Source organism: Gilliamella bombicola (genome assembly GCF_900094945.1).
Classification (GTDB): domain Bacteria; phylum Pseudomonadota; class Gammaproteobacteria; order Enterobacterales; family Orbaceae; genus Gilliamella; species Gilliamella bombicola.
Genome location: NZ_FMAQ01000003.1, coordinates 143867 through 161761 on the forward strand (window position 1 = coordinate 143867; position 17895 = coordinate 161761).

A 17895-nucleotide genomic window follows, 5' to 3' on the forward strand; every position below is an offset into this window, starting at 1 on the left:
AAAGCCAGATTGAAGATAAATTAAGACAGCAAGCTAAATTTTTGTAAAAAATATTCAGGATTCTATACCGTTTCGTGATTAATTAACACTTCGCAGTATCTATTCAGGCAAATATATTTAAATACCACATTCTTATATTTATGAAATAAATATTTAGAGTTCTTTGTTATCTCGTATTTTTATCAACTCATCAACACATTGTTTTGCTGCTTTTTTGTATTCTTGTGTCTCTGCCTCAGAAAGTTTTTTATCTATTCTTGCTTCAAATAATTCAAAATTACCTAAAAAATCCCATTCAGGTATGGATATTTGTATTTCACCATTAACAAATACCGAAAATAAGGTAATCTTATGCGCTCCAACAGATTCTCGATAGACAATATTGTTGATGCTTTTTACATCTAAATCTAATTTTCCACCTACTGACAAATCGTTAGGAATCTCCGTAATTTTGGTTTCATGCAAAGATAAATCACCTGCTACAGATAGGTTATCGGGTAATTTAGTTACAGGTGATTTATATAAATAAAGCCCGCTATTTAATGATAGATTATTGGGTAGCTCGGTTATTTGGGTTTCATATAAATACAAATCACCTGCTACAGATAAATTAGCAGGCAACGCGGCAATTTGAGTACTTCTTAAATAAATATAACCACCCACCGTTAAATTATCAGATAACTTAGTTAATTTTCCTTTGTATAAGGTTAAATTCCCTTTCAATGATAAATTATCAGGTAATTGAGTAATGTTGCTATCATCCAAATATAAATTGCCATCTAAAGCAAAATTATTGGGTAATTCAATGGTACTTGAACTAGTCAATTTCAAAGTTCCACCAATAAATAAATTATCAGGTAATTTATTTACTTTACCAAAACTCAAATTTAAATCACCACCAACTGATAAATGTTCTGGCAATTCAGTTATACGACGAGATAAAACCAAATTTTTTTTAACTGAAAGGCCTTCTGGTAATTTATTTACGCTTGAACCCAATAAATATAGTTCGCCATTCAAAAATAAATCATTTGGGATTTCTTCTATGCCAGACGATACATCCAAATGACCACCAACCATTAAATTATTAGGTAATTTTTCTAGATTGTTGGCAAATAAATGAAGATTTCCACCTACATAAAAATTGTCAGGTAAATAATTAAGCGGATTCTCAGATAAATCCAAATCTCCTTTCACAGACAAGTTATCGGGTATTTCATACAGATTATTACGTCTTAAATCTAAATCTCCGCCAACAAATAGATTGTCAGGCAATTCATTTACTTTACCAAAACTCAAATCTAAATTACCACCAACAGATAAATTAGTTGCCGACACTATATCACTTTTAAGGTTATTGCATAAATTCAAATCGCCGCTTACAGATAAGTTATTTGGTAGAAATTTGATAAAACATGGGTTGATATCTAATTTACCACTAATAAATAAATTATCGGGTAATGAAAAAATATATTCATTGTCCAAATTTAAAGAATCGTAAACAAATATAGAATTACCCTTAATTGAGTAATCAATTTTTTTATAATCTAAATAATCAAAAAACGCTCCATGTTTTTCATACAGAAGTTCAATAGGATTGGTTCTCGTTTCATTTTCAACATTTGCAATAACCAAACAGGAAAACAAACTTAACATCAATCCAGTAACAAAAGTTTTTATATTAATTTTATTTAATATTTTCATATTGCAAATCCTTTTATATGGATCGATTAGTATTTCTGCGCTTAGCTAATTCATCAATACAGTCTTGTGCGACTTGTTTGTATTGTTTTGCTACTACCTCAGAAAATTTTTTATCTATTTTTGATTCAAATGATTTAAGGTTGCCTAAAAATTTCCAGCTAGGTACCGATATCTGTATTTCTCCATTATTAAATACAGAAAACAGCTTAATGTCATCTTCACCAACATGTTCACGATAAACAATATTAGTTATCTTTTGAACATCCAAATCCAAACCTTTACCCACTGATAAATTCTCGGGTAATGTGGTTATATTGGTGTTATTTAATTTCAAATTTCTACCTACTGATAAATTGTCAGGCAGTTTGGTGATAGGCGTATCAGATAAATCCATATCCCCCTTAAGTAATAAATTACTTGGTAGTTCAGTTATTGGTGTATTGTTGAAGTACAAATCATCATAGACATAGAAGTTATCTGGCAATTTAGTAATGCGGGTATTGCTAGCATTTAACCTGTTTACATATATTCCATCAGGTAATTCACTTATCACCGTGTCACTAATATCTAAAAGACCTTTTACATATAATTTATTAGGAAGTCTAGTTAACATGGTCTCACTTATATCCATACTTCCTTTTATAAATAGCCTATTAGGAATTTTGGTTATTGGAGTGCCCCGAAAATCTATCCATACATCGCTGTCGCTATAATGAATATAAATAAATCGATCTGTGTCTAACAATGGATATTTATGTAATTTATTAAAAAATTCTTGATCTTCTTGTCTACTTTCAGCTGGTGTAGAAGATAGCGTAATCGCCTCTTTTATCGTGTTTTTTGCTTTTGGATTTTCAACGTCACTAGTAGTTATTTGGTTGTTATTTACTACGTTGTTTTTCCTCATCTCGATTAATTCGTCAGTACACTCTTTTGCGGCTTGTTTGTATTGCTGAGCGGTTACACCTTGGTAGTTTACATCTATTTTTCTTTCAAATGATTTAAGGTTCCCTAAAAATTCCCAGCTAGGTACCGATATTTGTATTTCTCCATTAACAAATACAGAAAATAATGTAATTTGATCTTCGCCAATATATTCACGATAAGCAATATTACGAATTCTTCTTACATCTAAAATGAGCGATTTCCCTACCTTTAAATTATCTGGTAATTGAGTTATTGGTGTGCCTCTTAAGTCTAAATGCTGACCAACAGAAAGGTTATTAGGTAATTGAGATATAAAGCTGTCTCTCAAAAATAGATAATTCACATATAAATCATCAGGTAATTGAGTTATAAAGCTATCCCCTAAATTTAAATAGTTAACAAATAAACGATTAGGTAACTCCGTTAAAATGCCGCAAGAAAGAATTTCAAACTCACCATCAACCGATAAATTATAGGGAAGTTGAGGTAGTTGGGTTACTTTAATCCCATCACAGTTTAAGTTACCTTTTATGGATAAATTATCAGGTAATTGAATAGAGCTATCCTTAATTTTAAACCAGCCATCAATAATAATATTATTATTCTTAAATGAATATTCGATCTTTTCATAATCTAAGAATTTAAAAAAATCTTTGTATTGCTCTTGAACAATTAATAAATTGGCTTGATTTTTTCTCATCTCAATCAAGTCATTGACACATTCTTTGGCTGCCTGTTTATATTTTTCTATTTCTGACTGATATTCATCTTCAGTGGTTTGTGAGTATTCTTCATCAATTTTTGCGTCAAATGAGTTAAGATCACCTAAAAATCGCCATGCTGGTACTGATATTTTTATTTCATTGTCAATAAATACAGCAAATAATGTAATATCATCAATACCCACTTCTTGACGATAAGCTATATTATTAATCTGCTCTACAGGTAAACTAATTGAACCTGCATGTAAATCTTCAGGTAATTGGTTTATTTTGGTTTTATATAAAATTAAATCACCCTCAACAGATAAATTATTGGGTAATTGCCTTATATAGTTATTATTTAAATATAAATCACCTTCTATCGATAAATTATCTGGTAAGATAAATTTGGCTTCATCATCATCTATGTATAAATTATCACTAATATAAATGTGATTATCTTTAATTGAATAGTCAGTTTCTTGTTGCTTTAGATAATTGAAAAATAATTTATATCTTAAATTAACTTGTTGACTGTTTTTTTTGTCTATCAAACTATCAATATCTGTTATTAAGCTATTGACCTTTTCATTTTCAGAATTTTTTACAAATAAGCAAAGAAAAATTGTTAATAGTATGCCTATACTGATAATTAACAAATTCTTTACATTTAAAATATTCATATACTAAATCCTATATCCCAATAATTTACTTCCTAAAAAGTATTAAGAAGTTATTTTTATAATTATTTTTGCCAAAATTATATAACATTACATAAAAACGAAGAAGTTTGCGGTAAAGATGGCAGGCTAAGTGAACTTAGGGTTCAATGTCTTTATTTGCGTACTACTTGCTCTAGGCCCCCGCTAACGTTACCCGTGTCATACCTTCATTATCAGGTGACGGCGTCATGATAGCAGTTATTCCACCATGAGATACAGGAGCCCAAACCAATTGACTTCCATTCACGCCTCCTATATCTAAATCAAAATACAATCCATCAGCACCCGTCGTTGGAAAGTTAAAACCATAAGAGGATGGATCTGTAGATTGAACTAACAACCCTTTATTAGGATTCCAAATGTTAGTAACTCCGGCGTAAGAGCCTGTATCAAGAGCCGTGTTCCCTACCTTTAAATAACAAACTTTAGGTTGTGCCTTTGGATTGATGTAATAGGTTACCGAATCGCTTGTAAAAACACGACTATTTAGCATACCGTACTGTATCGCTAAACGACTAATGCCACTATTTAACAATATTTTATAAGGAGCTTTACAGATATCTAAAACATCACTACGACTTACTGCATTACCATCTTTGTCGGTAAACATAACCAATAAATTCCCTTTTGCTGTGATGCTAGTTGCAAATTTATCATTCCCCCAATAATGATAAATGTTCACTAAGTCACTTAAACTAACTGAACTCACTAACGGTGGCAGCATCATATCTATATCACTAAGACTTTGCTCCACCACTGGTAATACGATGGGATTGATAACCGTTGATGTGTTAGTTGATGGCGTGATTTTGATACCGTTCGATAACTGAATACTTAATAAGTCATCAATTGCCGTCACCTTGGTTATTCTACTATCAGACGTCAAATAGGGAAAAGAACCGTGAATAACAGGTGGTGTCTGCACCGAAAATGCCTGCGAACTGTGCAAATACAGCAATAGTAGTTGAGCAAAAACCAATAGCGAATTGCTTCTTGGCGAAAATCTTACCGATAATCTCGGTGATTTCGATGATAAAAATGAGAATTGAATCTGTTTTGACTACGCTGTAAATGGAGTAGATTTAAGGCATAGGCTTGGCAAGTCAGATACCAACTACGATAACACATAATGATTAACCAATCAGGTAATTTTTGTTTTATTTCGATTGTTTATGATTCTTTGCTCATCAAATGATGATACTTTTTACTAAAAAGCATCGAAATTATAGCAGTTGAACGCTAAAGCACCCGTTTTTTTATTAATTTATTAAGTGATTTGTTTTGGGGAGTATTGTCTGGTTAAAAACACCTAAAAAATTAACTAAAACCAATTGCCTTTCCGACAGTTTTTGTGCATGTTTATATGAAATATAACAATTACCGTTCATGCTAGTCAAAATGACGCTGTTTAGTCAAGTTTAGCTTTGTTGTTTGTTTACATCAACAACAAAGCGTCCTTTTACTTTTCCTGCAATCATTTGATCTGCCACTTTAGCACACTCGTTTAATGTGATTGTTCTGCCGACATAAGATAAGATGTCTTCATCTAGATGCTGCGCTAATAAATTCCATGCTGTTACGCGTTTATCATAACTTGCCATAACACTATCCACCCCAGCCAAAGTTATGCCACGTAAAATAAATGGCGCAACAGTTGCGGGAAAGTCCATGCCTTGGGCAAGCCCAAGGCATACAACAATGCCGCCATATTGGGTCTGTGCACAAGCATTTGCTAAAGTGTGCGAACCAACTGCATCAACAACAGCTGACCACATTTCTTTTTGTAATGGTTTACCCGTTTCTTTTAAGGTTTGGCTATCAATAACATTAACCGCCCCCAGTTTTTGTAAATAATGTGCTTCATCCATTTTACTGGTCGATGCCGTAACTTGATAACCTAATTTAGTTAGTAAAGTGATGGCAATCGAGCCCACTCCACCACTTGCTCCCGTTACCAATACCATGCCATCTTGTGGTTTTACACCAAAATCAACAATACGCAGGATGCATAAAGCTGCAGTATAACCGGCTGTGCCAATGATCATTGATTGATAAGCGGTGAGATTGTCAGGTAGCGGAATCAGCCAGTCAGATTGTAAATAAGCATATTGAGCCAAACAGCCCCAATGAGTTTCGCCACACCCCCACCCATTTAAAATCACCCTATCGCCTTTTTGATAACGGCCACTAGCACATTCAATGACCGTACCAACACCATCAATCCCTGGCACCATTGGCCATTGCCTTACAACTGGACTTTTGTTGGTGATAGCTAATGCATCTTTATAGTTAATACTTGAATACGCAACTTGGATCAATGTATCACCTTGCTGTGTCAATAATTGTTGTTTATTAACATTTTTTAGTGAACAGGTAACCCCCATCGCTTCTTCTTTTTCTAGAATAATGGCATTGAATGACATAATGTTTCCTTATAGCTTAAGGTACTCAAGTAAAGTGAGCAATTGCCTTAAATACAAGTTTCCAATAATAAGTAGTCATTCAAGAAAAAGCAACGTGATATGTTACATATGACAACGATCAAACTGGTAGTGCTTTCGAAAAGTAGGATTAACCCTAATGCTAGCAAGCTTTAGAGGTGAAAACACTACGATAAAGACTTCGATAGCCTATGGTCTATAGCAAAGAAAGCCAGATTGAAGATAAATTAAGACAGCAAGCTAAATTTTTGTAAAAAATATTCAGGATTCTATACCGTTTCGTGGTTAATTAATACTTCACCGTATCTCGTATCTATTTGTTAAAACATGTAATAACCATCGTATCAATCAATGCCAGAATTATTATAAAAATTGAGCATAAACATAGCAATTCATCGTTTGAACTTTATATTTTATTAGAAATAATCATTAAAAGATAATAAAGTATTAACGCAATGAATTTATAATGCAAAATTAAGGAAATAAACAATGAAAAAAAATTTTTTAACCGTATTGATTGCTGGATTTTTGATGATTGGCTGTGATGACAAACCAACCGAAAACAAAACGCAACAACCCACAGCAACTTCAGAGGCTAAACCTTCTGATTCTAAAAAGACTGAAGATGTTTCACGGCAATTTGCACTGAAAGCACGTAAAGGTAATATATGGCTAGAGGTTTTTAATGCTAATGTCTCCCAAGCTGCAGATGAATTAAGAGGGAATGGGCGTGGCAAGATGACTTCTTCTCTTTATCATCTTGATAGCAGAGTTAAGGATTTTTTAAGAGGTATCAGTGATAAAAACGGTATAATTGATGTCAATCGTGTGAAAAAAAATCCAACGAAACTTTTTATCGGCTCTCACCCAGAACCAAAAGAGCTTGATGAATATAAACAATTGATTACTGAGTTATTAGCATTTAAACCAGAGTTACCCGAACTTGATGCCGCAGGCAAAGCATTAAGTGATAAATACGTTGAAATAGGATTAGCTTATGACCAGATAGCTAAATATTATTTAAATAATGAGTACAAATTGGATGACTTTGCCAAATTACCTGAACTGTTAAATAATTTGAACACGCTTTATAACCAATATATTGAAGCAAAAAGTGTGGCTTTAGCGGCTTATGGTAAATTATACCAAGAAATCCATGCATTTCAAAAATCAGAAATAAAAAACAAAGGGTTAACACTTAACTACAATTGCATGGAAATCATGGATTTATCTGAAGATGTTATCGATTTAATCAATGAAAGTTTTAACGAAGACAACCAGTTTAAAAATCTCGATAAATCAGCCCTTGAACAAAAAATTCAACAAATAGAATCCATAGCCAATGAATTAATGACGAATAAAGGCAAAAATAAATTGATTAAACAACAAGGTTTAAACGATATGTATTATGACCGTTTTGTTGATCGTTTACCTGGATTGATTAATCAAATGAAAGTAGTTTTAAAAAATTTACAGACCAATACTGTAGAAAGAGAAGTTGATTCTTTGAATGGGGAACTTAAAAGTGTAATTGACGGCTATAATCAAGTAATCAATTAAAAATAGATAAACATCGTTTCATTGCTAACATTTTAGTCATTATCAATGACAATAAATAGTGGTATAAATAACAACGGTGTAAATATTACACCGTTTGCAATGCATGAATTTTAGTTAAATAACCATCTGCATATCATTATGTAGTTGGTTATGTAGATGAATGCAAATAGAACTCAATACTTAATATGCGTTGATATTCATTTTTCTATTTTGTGCTGCCGATGAAACTGCGCCAATAAAAACCACATCACTTGACGAATTTAATGCAGTTTCAACCGAATCTTGAATCACGCCGATAGCAATTCCAATGCAAATCACTTTAGCTGAAATTTCGTTAGGAATACCAAACATACTACACGCGACAGGAATAAGCAGTAAAGATCCCCCCGCAATTCCCGATGCCCCACAAGCACATACTGAAGTTACAACACAAAGTAATACTGCAGAATAGATATCAACATGTATACCAGCACTAGCCGGCATTGAATTCACCGTGGCTAAAGTTAAAACCGTTATAGTAACAGCAGCGCCCGACATATTAATTGCAGCGCCTAATGGCACAGCAACGGTATAGGTATCTTCATCCATGTTATATTTCTTACAGATTCCCATATTGACAGGAATATTTGCAGCTGAGCTACGTGTAAAAAAAGCAGGAATCGCACTTTCTTTTAAAGCAGTGAATACTAGTGGATATGGATTCTTTCGCATAACTAGATAAGCTAGTAATGGATTGATAACCAATGCAACAATCGCCATGCAAGAAACTAATACAATTAATAAATGAGCATATTTTTTCAGCTCATCAAAACCTGTTTCGGCTAATGTTGAAGCGACAAGTCCAAATACACCCAAAGGCGCAAATCGGATAATAATTCTGACAATAAATGAGATAGCATAAGACAGATCATTCATCATTGTTTTAGTGCTTTCACTAGCGTGCCTTAGTGCCAGACCAATACCAACACCCCAAACAATAAGACCAATATAATTCGCATTTATTAGTGCATTGACAGGATTGTCAATCATCTTTCCAAGTAAGGTTTTTAATACTGCGGTAATATCACTTGGTGGAGTAAGTTCAAGATTATTTAGCGTATCACCAAATGAAATTTGTGACGGAAACGAAAAACTGACAATGGTTGCCAATAATGCAGCTAACATCATACCAACAAAATAAAGAGAAATTAACGGCCGCATATTGGCTTGTTTACCATGTTGGTGATTAGATATCGAGGAAACTACTAAGATAAGCACAAGAACAGGGGCAACTGATTCTAAGGCATTAATAAATAATCCACCCAATAATGACATATTCAGCGCCGTATCTTTAGATACAGCAGCAAGAGTAATGCCCAAAATTAAACCCAACAAAATCTGGGGTATCAATCCTAATTTAAAATAAAAACGAATCAAAGGATTAGATGATTGTGTCATACTACTTTCCTGTTTATTAAAGACAAATTTAGAACCTTAACATATTTGAATAGTAAATTTATACAAAAAATCATAATAATAAGCTTTTTTTATATATTACTTAGTATGATGATTAAATTTAATTATTCGTTTTTACATTCAAAATATTGTCATCAGTCTTAATTGACTTTAAAAAACAATATCAGCTAAATCTTACCATTTAGCATGCAATTTAAGTAGATCTCCCAAATTTCTGTCACTTTTAAATAAAGTATATATTTTAATAACACAGATAAAATTTGAACAATGCAAACGAGGGAATTTCACCCTCGTTTTATTTTGCCCTACAAGCGCTAACTAATTTCAGCTATTGCATCCCCAGCATTAATATAATCGCCTTCTTGGATAGTTCTTTTTAACGTGCCACCTCGGTGTGCAATGACTTGAACTTCCATTTTCATGGCTTCCATAATCGCAATAACATCCCCTTCATTTACGCTTTGATGGTCATTAACTACCCATTTAAAAAGATTACCAGAAACAGGCGATAGGACAATCAAATCAGATAATGTTTCTTTCACGCAGGAAGATGCATCTAAACTATCATCTTTTTTCAAGGAAAATCCAGCCAAGAGCTGTGCAGGTAAACCCAGCTTACAACGCTTACCGTCAATTTCGATAAAAGTGTGTGTTAACGTCACTTCTTTTTGTGGTATTTGCCTTTTGGCTGGCTCTATTGTTGCAGTAAATTCTGTTTCAATCCAACGGGTATGCACGTTAAAATCATCACAAAAATCAGGATGTTCAATAACCGCGCGATCAAATGGTAAAACACTTGCAACTCCCTCAATGGCAAATTCAGCCAACGCACGGCGAGCCCTTGCTATGGCGTGCTCACGATTATTGCCAACAACAATCAATTTTGCCATCAGCGAATCAAACGTTGCAGGGATGGTTGAGCCCGTTACCACCCCACTGTCTAGACGTACGCCTGGGCCTGATGGCGCATCAAAACGTGTAATGGTACCAGCTGCAGGTAAAAAACCGTTAGCGGCATCTTCGGCATTGATACGAAACTCAATAGCATGTGATCGAGGGGTCGGTGTTTTATCAATACTAAGAGGTAAACCTTGAGCAATACGCAGTTGTTCAGCAACAAGATCGATGCCGGTTGTTTCTTCTGTTACTGGGTGTTCAACTTGTAATCGCGTATTGACTTCTAGAAAAGACAACTTACCATCTTGGCTAAGTAAAAACTCAACCGTCCCCACACCAACATAGTTCGCTTTTGCACAAATCGCAATTGATGCTTGCATAATTTGCTGGTTTAACTGTTCGCTGATAAAAGGAGCTGGAGATTCTTCAATTAATTTTTGATTACGACGTTGTAATGAACAGTCACGCGTACCGACCACAACAATATGACCTAATTTATCAGCAATCACTTGCGCTTCGACATGCCGAGGATTATGCAAAAATTGTTCTAAAAAACACTCGCCACGCCCAAAAGCCGCTGTAGCTTCGCGCACTGCTGAATGATAAAGTTCTTCAACTTCATCCATTTGCCAAGCAACTTTTAAACCACGTCCACCACCACCAAATGCGGCTTTAATGGCAATGGGCAAGCCATAGGTTTGAGCAAATTCTAACGCCTCTTTGGCGTCTTTTACAGGATCTTTGGTACCAACCACTAAAGGCGCACCCACTTGTAATGCAAGCTGTCTGGCTTTAACTTTGTCGCCTAATATTTCGATCGTTTCAGGGTTGGGTCCAACCCAAATTAAGCCTGCATCTTGTACAGCTTTTGCAAATTCAACGCGTTCAGATAAAAAACCATAGCCAGGATGCACCATAGTTGCTCCTGATTTTTTAGCTATTGCAATAATTTTATCAATATCTAAATAGGTTTCACATGGTATATTACCGGCTAGCCCATAAGCTTCATCAGCCATTTGTACATGAAGTGCATCAATATCAGCATCAGCATAAATTGCAATAGATAAAAAACCCATATCACGGCAAGCACGTATAATACGTACGGCAATTTCTCCACGGTTAGCAATCAAGACCTTATGCGTTATGTTTTGATTATTGTCAGACATGATCAACATCACTCCCTTCAAATTCTTTAAACATCCCTATAGGATTAAATTTTATTTTGGCATTGACTGGAATTTGACCGGCCAAATCTAAATGATACTTACACACAGCACCAATAACAGGATAGCCACCAGTTAAAGGATGATCATTTAAAAATAACACTGGTTGTCCATTAGCGGGAATTTGGATAGCCCCAATGCAAGTCCCTTCACTCGGTAATTCCTGTTGTTTCTCACGGCTTAATGACCGTTCACCAGACAAGCGCAAGCCAATACGATTGGAAGCCGGCGTCACCTGCCATAGCTGTGAAATAAGAAGTTCAACAGCTTGCTGAGTAAACCAATCGGTGCGCGGTCCAAGCACGATATCTAATACCACAACATCACCACCAGTAGGGTAATTAATAACGGGTATTTCAGTCAATGAAACAGGGTTTAACACTTTTGCTTGCTTAACTGCCAGTGTTTGACCCACTTTTAGTGGCAATGGACCAACTTGTGCAAGGGTATCAAAAGAACAACTAGTCAAAATAGGCGCCACTTGAAAACCACCGCGCACTGCAAAATAACTACGAACGCCACATTTTACATTACCTAAACGGATAATATCACCTGATTCTAATTGAATCGGCTGATACATCGGTGCGGTATAGGTTTCGTTTTTAGCGGTGGTTATTGTGATCTCACATAAAGCCCCCGTCACTGCAACCAACATGGAGCTGTTTATTTGAGCACTAAAACCACCTTGTGTAATCTCTAACGCAGGTTCATTAATGGGGTTTCCTACCACACGGTTAGCACTATGTAATGCGCTTTTATCCATAGCACCTGATTCAGAAATACCTAATGTAGCTTGCCCTACTCGACCATTGTCTTGGAACAGCGTTTGCAGCCCTGTTGCTAATACTGTTATATCTTGTTGTTGGCAAGCAAAATCATCCGGTTTTTTCGATTTGGGTAAATAATAAGTAGTCTGCGATTGGCTCGCATCCACAAAATGAACCCGAGTACCGGGTTTGAACAGCGCTGGCTCATCACGATAAATGTTCCAAACAGCCGTATCAGTGATACCAATCAGCTGCCAACCACCAGGGCTAGCCTGTGGGTAAACACTACTAAACTCACCAGCTAAAGCAACCGATCCAGCAGGAATACGAACGCGGGGCGATTGTCGGCGTGGCACATTAAGCTGAGCTGTTTTAGATACCATATAAGCAAAGCCCGGAGCAAAACCACAAAACGCCACTTGATACTCGTTATTGGTGTGCCTTGCAATCACCTCGGCAACGGTTATACCAAGGTAGTCTGCCACTTGGGATAAATCTTCGCCATTATAACGCACCGGTATTGTCACCAACTCACCAGACTGCATCACGCTTGCCGAAATATCTAGTTGAGCAATATGCTTAGCAAGCGTATTGGCATTAGTCGTAATGGGGTTGTAACGGATCAATACGGTTCGCGCTGCGGGGATTATCTCTTCGATATGCCAATCAGCAAAAACACCTTGAAGCACATCAGTGAGAGCCATGGTTTGCTCAAGGCTATTTAATTCTACAATAAGCGCATCGACATTAACGGGTAAAAATCGCATTAAACACCTCGATATATGGTCAATATCCAATTACTAAAAACACTTATTTTATATTGTTTTGTTATATTAGCGACCAAATTTATAGCCACTTAACAACGTATTGTCTAATCATATTTCAATTTTTGTTGTTAATTGAATTTATTTTTACAAATATTTAACTAACCTAGCGATTATTAGCCTTAGCAAACGGAGCTATATTGATGCCATTTTGCTGTAATTTTTCTCGGACTTTTTGCGCCATAGCCAAAGCGCCGGCACTATCACCATGAACACAAATCGAACCGGCATCAATACGCACAAACTGCCCCTCGATAGCAGTTACACCACCCTCATTAACCAATTGCAACATACGGTCAGCAACAAACTCGGGATCGTGCAACACAGCCCCCGCTTCTTTACGAGACACTAACGTACCATCGGCATGATATGCCCTATCAGCAAAAGCCTCGGCAACCACACGCAAGCCGTTTTCTTTGGCCCACTCAATGAGTTTTGAGCCCGCAAGCGCAACTAAAATCAGTGTTGAATCAACCGAACAAAGTGCATCAATCACTGCCATTGCCTGACGCTTATCATGCGCAATTGTGTTATATAATGCGCCATGAGGCTTAACATAACTCACCTTAGCACCAATTGAAGCGGCTAACCCTTTTAGTGCACCAATTTGATAAATCACATCTGCGGTTAATTCATCGGCGGCTATATCCATATTACGACGGCCAAAACCAACTAAATCAGGATAACCGACATGAGCACCGATTTCGACATGATTAGCTTTGGCCGCTTTTAATGTCTTTAAAATACCCGCTGGCGATCCGGCATGAAATCCGCAAGCAATATTGGCACTGCTAACAACTTTTAGCATTGCCTCATCATTTCCCATCTGCCATTGACCAAAGCTCTCGCCAAGGTCACTGTTTAAATCAATACATTTAGTGATTGTCATATTGTCCTCTATTTTAAATAGTTAAAAATAGTAGCGACCGACATTATGCCCATATACCAAGTAATTGCACACACAACTACACCTGACAGCAATAACCATCTTGGATAATGATATCCAGACATAAGATCAGCTCTTCGCCAACCAATATACACAAAAATAGTCAAACCAAGCGGTAACACTAAACCATTAAAGCCACCGGCAAAAACGAGTAATGATGCTGGTGCTGTTCCCATAGCTAAATAGACCACAAGCGAAACAACAATAAAAATAATAGTGGCAAATTGGCGTTGTTTGTCTGTAATTGTTCGTTTAAAAGGTGTAATAAAAGTCATCGAAGTATAAGCCGCTCCAATAACACTGGTAATGGCTGCCGCCCATAAAATTAAACCAAAAAGACGTAATCCAAACTCGCCTAAAGCAGCCTGAAAAGCTTGCGATGCGGGGTTAGCGGCATAACTTGAAATATCAATTGTCACACCACTTGCCACTACACCTAAAATGGCTAAAAACAAAATATAGCGCATCAAGCCCACAACAATAATCCCTTTGGTTGCCGCACCTGAAACATAATCAATATGCTCAACACCAACCATGCCTTTATCAAGTAAACGGTGAGCACCAGCATAAGAAATATACCCCCCAACCGTTCCCCCAACAATAGTAGTAATCGAGGCAAAATTAACATCACTAGGTAAAACTGTCTCTTTTAACGCTTGACCAACTGGCGGATGTGATGCAAACACCACAAATAATGTCAAAATAATCATTAATAAACCAAAACCAATCATCAATCGATCAATAAAATTACTCGCTTTACGTGACGAAAAGATATAAACCGCTAAAAGCGCACTAATTGCCCCACCCCATTTAGGATCAAGCCCAACCAATGCATTTAAACCTAACCCAGCACCAGCAATATTACCAATATTAAATACTAATCCACCAAAGATAATCAGCACCGCTAGCAAATAACCGCTAAATGGAATCGTTGCATTAGCAATATCTGACGAATTCATTTTGGTTAATGCCACTACTCGCCAAATATTTTGCTGAACAACAAAATCGATAATAATAGATGCTAAAATACCAAAACCAAAAGCAGTGCCAAGCGTAACGGTAAACGTGGCCGTTTGAGTAATAAACCCTGGGCCAATGGCTGATGTCGCCATTAAAAAAATGGCACTGATTAATGAAGCACGCCGATCTTTAACAAAAGCAACGGTACTACTGTTATGATTTTGCATATGCATGTCTCCTCTTAATTTGTTCCTACAATTATTAATACAACTGCCCTATTAGCGACTTTCAACTATGTTAGTTTTAATGACGCTTGCTTAAAAATAATGCAAGCATCATGCCATAGTACATGTTGTTCATTAACAAAAGGCGCTATCATCACTGTTTTTAAGCAAAAATACTAATTAAAAATAGTTATAATTGCCTAACATTGAGGCATAAAAATGAATAAACAACGCTTAACAGACTAGTTTGCACCAAAAGTGAGCATAAAAAAACGTAACTTACGTTTAAACGTTATGATAGAAGACTAACACTTTAACGCATCGACAATCAACTTAAAGACATTCGAATGCCCTTTGCGGCTTGGGTAGTAAAGATAAAAAGAATCATATGTAATGGCAAACTCGGCTAATAACTCAACCAATTGGCCCGAAGCCAATTCCTGCTCAATACCAGAACGAGCAAGCCAAGTAATACCCAAACCATCTAAGGCTGCTTGCTTACGCAAATGATTGTTAATTATAAATTGCGAATGTGGATGGTATTTAACTATTTTTCCTGCTTCCAAAAATTCCCATGGTAATTCTGTACCATGCTCCGAAGATATCCGCATACCAATTAAACGATGCTTGTCCAAATCTTTAATACATGTTGGTGCAGCCTTCGCTTGTAAATAATTGGGGGTAGCTACTAAAGCCATTTTTAAAGGAGGCGATATCTTAACGGCGATCATCTCTTTAGCAATATCACTCCCTAAACGGCATCCCATATCAAACCCCTGCTTAACAATATCCGCCCAACTATTATCAGCTTGAATTTCAACTTTAATTTGTGGATAACGAGGCAAAAAATCGCGTAATTTAGGGTATATAATCTGCTCAACAGCAATACTTGGAGCATTAATTCGGATCGTTCCTGAAGGTGTATTAATAAAATGGTTTAACGCATCAACCTCTTGATGGATCGAATCAAATAACGGTGAAATTTTCCGGAATAACTGTTCCCCCGCCTCGGTGAGTGACACATTACGCGTGGTACGATTAAATAGGCGCAGTTTTAATCGAGTTTCTAAATTTCGCATACTATGACTTAGCGCTGATGAAGTAATCCCCAATAATTGCCCTGCTTTAACAAAGCTAGAAGTCTGTGCCACAATAATAAAGTAATTTAACTCATTTAGGTTATACACAATCAGCCCCTATTAGTGAATTTAATTCACTACACTATAAAACACCTCCCCATTTATCTCAATAAAAGCCCTCGCTAAACTATCAACAAATCATAGCCAAAGATTAAGCAACAGGCAAAATAGGAGAGGAGCATGACAAAAGAAGTGATTGTATTAAGTGGATCCGGTGCTATAGGTATTGCGATTGTCAGACGCATAGCGATAGGCAAACAACTCCTATTAGCCGACCTAAACCCAGAACACGCCGAAAAGCAAGCCCAACAACTGCACAATGCCGGATTTAATGTACACACCACCGCTTGCGATGTATCAAACCCACAATCGGTCAACAAATTAGTCGAAACAGCCACAAAACTAGGCAAAATAATGGGCTTAGTCAACACTGCTGGGGTATCGCCATCGCAAGCATCTGCCGCACAAATCTTCAACGTTGACTTATACGGCAACGCCCTATTATTGGACGCTTTTAGTCCTGTCATGGCAAAAGGCAGTTCAGCGTTAGTCATTGGATCACAATCTTCACACCGCCTAGCACCTCTAACACAAGAACAAACTAAAGCCCTAGCCTTAACCCCGACCGAAGCCTTGCTTGATTTACCATTTATAAAAAACGTCAACGACACCTTAAAAGCCTATCAACTAGCCAAACGCGGCAACGCCATAAAAGTACAAGTGGAAGCGGTCAAATGGGGATATCGTGGCGCCAGAATAAACTGCATTAGCGCAGGCATAATCCACACCCCTTTAGCAAACGACGAACTTAATGGCGACCGAAAAGATTTTTATCGCAATATGCTAAAACAACTCCCAGTAGGTCGGGGCGGCACACCTGACGAAATTGCCAATCTTGCCGAGTTCATCATGTCAGACAAAGGCGCCTACATAACGGGCAGTGACATATTAATCGATGGTGGCGCCACGGCAAAATATTGGTGGGATAATAACAATTAATTTTAAATGAAATGATATTATCTGAAGGAATAAATCATGTATGAATAAGGTGTTTTTTGTTAAAAAACAGCCAGAAAAACTTTAATAAAATCAATACCTTTTCTGACCGATTTTTGGCGGAAAATCAGGCCTTTTTTGTTTTGGTGAATAGAATAAATTGAGTGCGCAGGTTTCGGACGTTTTGACCTATAGTGAACAAAATAGCTATTGTGACCACGTCCGAGCTAAGGGAATTAAAGCGAATTCCCTTAGCAATCCCGCGCTTGGCTGCAGAATGTGGCCTGCGGCTACCCGACGCCGTCGCTCGGTCTTGACGCACCGTTTGTGATGCGTTCCAGACGCAGCACAAACTCGCCAAACGTCCTGTTTGGCGTGCTAACCTCGCTCTGTTGTCGGCACATTCTGA

12 protein-coding genes are annotated in these 17895 nt (G+C 36.6%); 2 read left to right on the plus strand and 10 right to left on the minus strand.

The features are described from left to right. Positions 1-153: 153 nt before the first annotated feature. From GA0061081_RS04525 to acuI, 4 genes are all read right to left on the minus strand, one after another. Positions 154-1704, minus strand: coding sequence for a leucine-rich repeat domain-containing protein (locus GA0061081_RS04525; RefSeq protein WP_091347488.1), 1551 nt, complete (start codon positions 1702-1704; stop codon positions 154-156). A 13-nt stretch (positions 1705-1717) separates the two neighbouring features. Further along, entirely contained in the window at positions 1718-4015 is a 2298-nt protein-coding gene (locus GA0061081_RS04530) for a leucine-rich repeat domain-containing protein (protein ID WP_091347491.1), read from the minus strand. 172 nt (positions 4016-4187) lie between these two features. Then, complete coding sequence (locus GA0061081_RS04535) at positions 4188-4979, minus strand: hypothetical protein (RefSeq protein WP_141683336.1); 792 nt, start codon at positions 4977-4979, stop codon at positions 4188-4190. Between the two features lie 493 nt (positions 4980-5472). Next, positions 5473-6477: an acrylyl-CoA reductase (NADPH) gene (acuI, locus tag GA0061081_RS04540; protein WP_091347494.1), complete on the minus strand. Its 1005-nt coding sequence runs from the start codon at positions 6475-6477 to the stop codon at positions 5473-5475. A gap of 507 nt (positions 6478-6984) precedes the next feature. Between acuI and GA0061081_RS04545 the strand changes: the two genes are divergently transcribed. Continuing rightward, positions 6985-8055, plus strand: coding sequence for a DUF3829 domain-containing protein (locus GA0061081_RS04545; RefSeq protein WP_091347495.1), 1071 nt, complete (start codon positions 6985-6987; stop codon positions 8053-8055). Positions 8056-8235: 180 nt separating this feature from the next. On the opposite strand, the gene sstT is transcribed toward GA0061081_RS04545, so the two are convergent. The 6 genes from sstT to GA0061081_RS04575 all read right to left on the minus strand — a co-directional run bounded on the left by sstT (position 8236) and on the right by GA0061081_RS04575 (position 16538). Further along, on the minus strand, positions 8236-9492 hold the full coding sequence (gene sstT / locus GA0061081_RS04550) for a serine/threonine transporter SstT (protein WP_091347497.1): 1257 nt from the start codon (positions 9490-9492) through the stop codon (positions 8236-8238). Between the two features lie 332 nt (positions 9493-9824). Continuing rightward, positions 9825-11582 (minus strand): acetyl/propionyl/methylcrotonyl-CoA carboxylase subunit alpha, encoded by a 1758-nt coding sequence (locus GA0061081_RS04555; RefSeq protein ID WP_091347499.1) that lies wholly within the window; start codon positions 11580-11582, stop codon positions 9825-9827. After that, positions 11566-13164 carry a 5-oxoprolinase subunit B/C family protein gene (locus GA0061081_RS04560; protein ID WP_091347501.1) on the minus strand — a complete coding sequence of 533 codons (1599 nt, stop codon included), beginning with the start codon at positions 13162-13164 and terminating at the stop codon, positions 11566-11568. Before GA0061081_RS04560 ends, GA0061081_RS04555 begins: the two co-directional genes overlap by 17 nt. 163 nt (positions 13165-13327) lie before the next feature. Next, positions 13328-14104: a LamB/YcsF family protein gene (locus GA0061081_RS04565; RefSeq protein ID WP_091347746.1), complete on the minus strand. Its 777-nt coding sequence runs from the start codon at positions 14102-14104 to the stop codon at positions 13328-13330. Positions 14105-14118: 14 nt separating this feature from the next. Further along, positions 14119-15360: an NRAMP family divalent metal transporter gene (locus tag GA0061081_RS04570; protein WP_425337782.1), complete on the minus strand. Its 1242-nt coding sequence runs from the start codon at positions 15358-15360 to the stop codon at positions 14119-14121. Between the two features lie 296 nt (positions 15361-15656). Then, on the minus strand, positions 15657-16538 hold the full coding sequence (locus GA0061081_RS04575) for a LysR substrate-binding domain-containing protein (protein WP_091347505.1): 882 nt from the start codon (positions 16536-16538) through the stop codon (positions 15657-15659). A gap of 132 nt (positions 16539-16670) precedes the next feature. On the opposite strand from GA0061081_RS04575, the gene GA0061081_RS04580 reads away from it, so the two are divergent. Next, positions 16671-17489 carry an SDR family oxidoreductase gene (locus GA0061081_RS04580; RefSeq protein ID WP_091347507.1) on the plus strand — a complete coding sequence of 273 codons (819 nt, stop codon included), beginning with the start codon at positions 16671-16673 and terminating at the stop codon, positions 17487-17489. Positions 17490-17895: the final 406 nt, after the last annotated feature.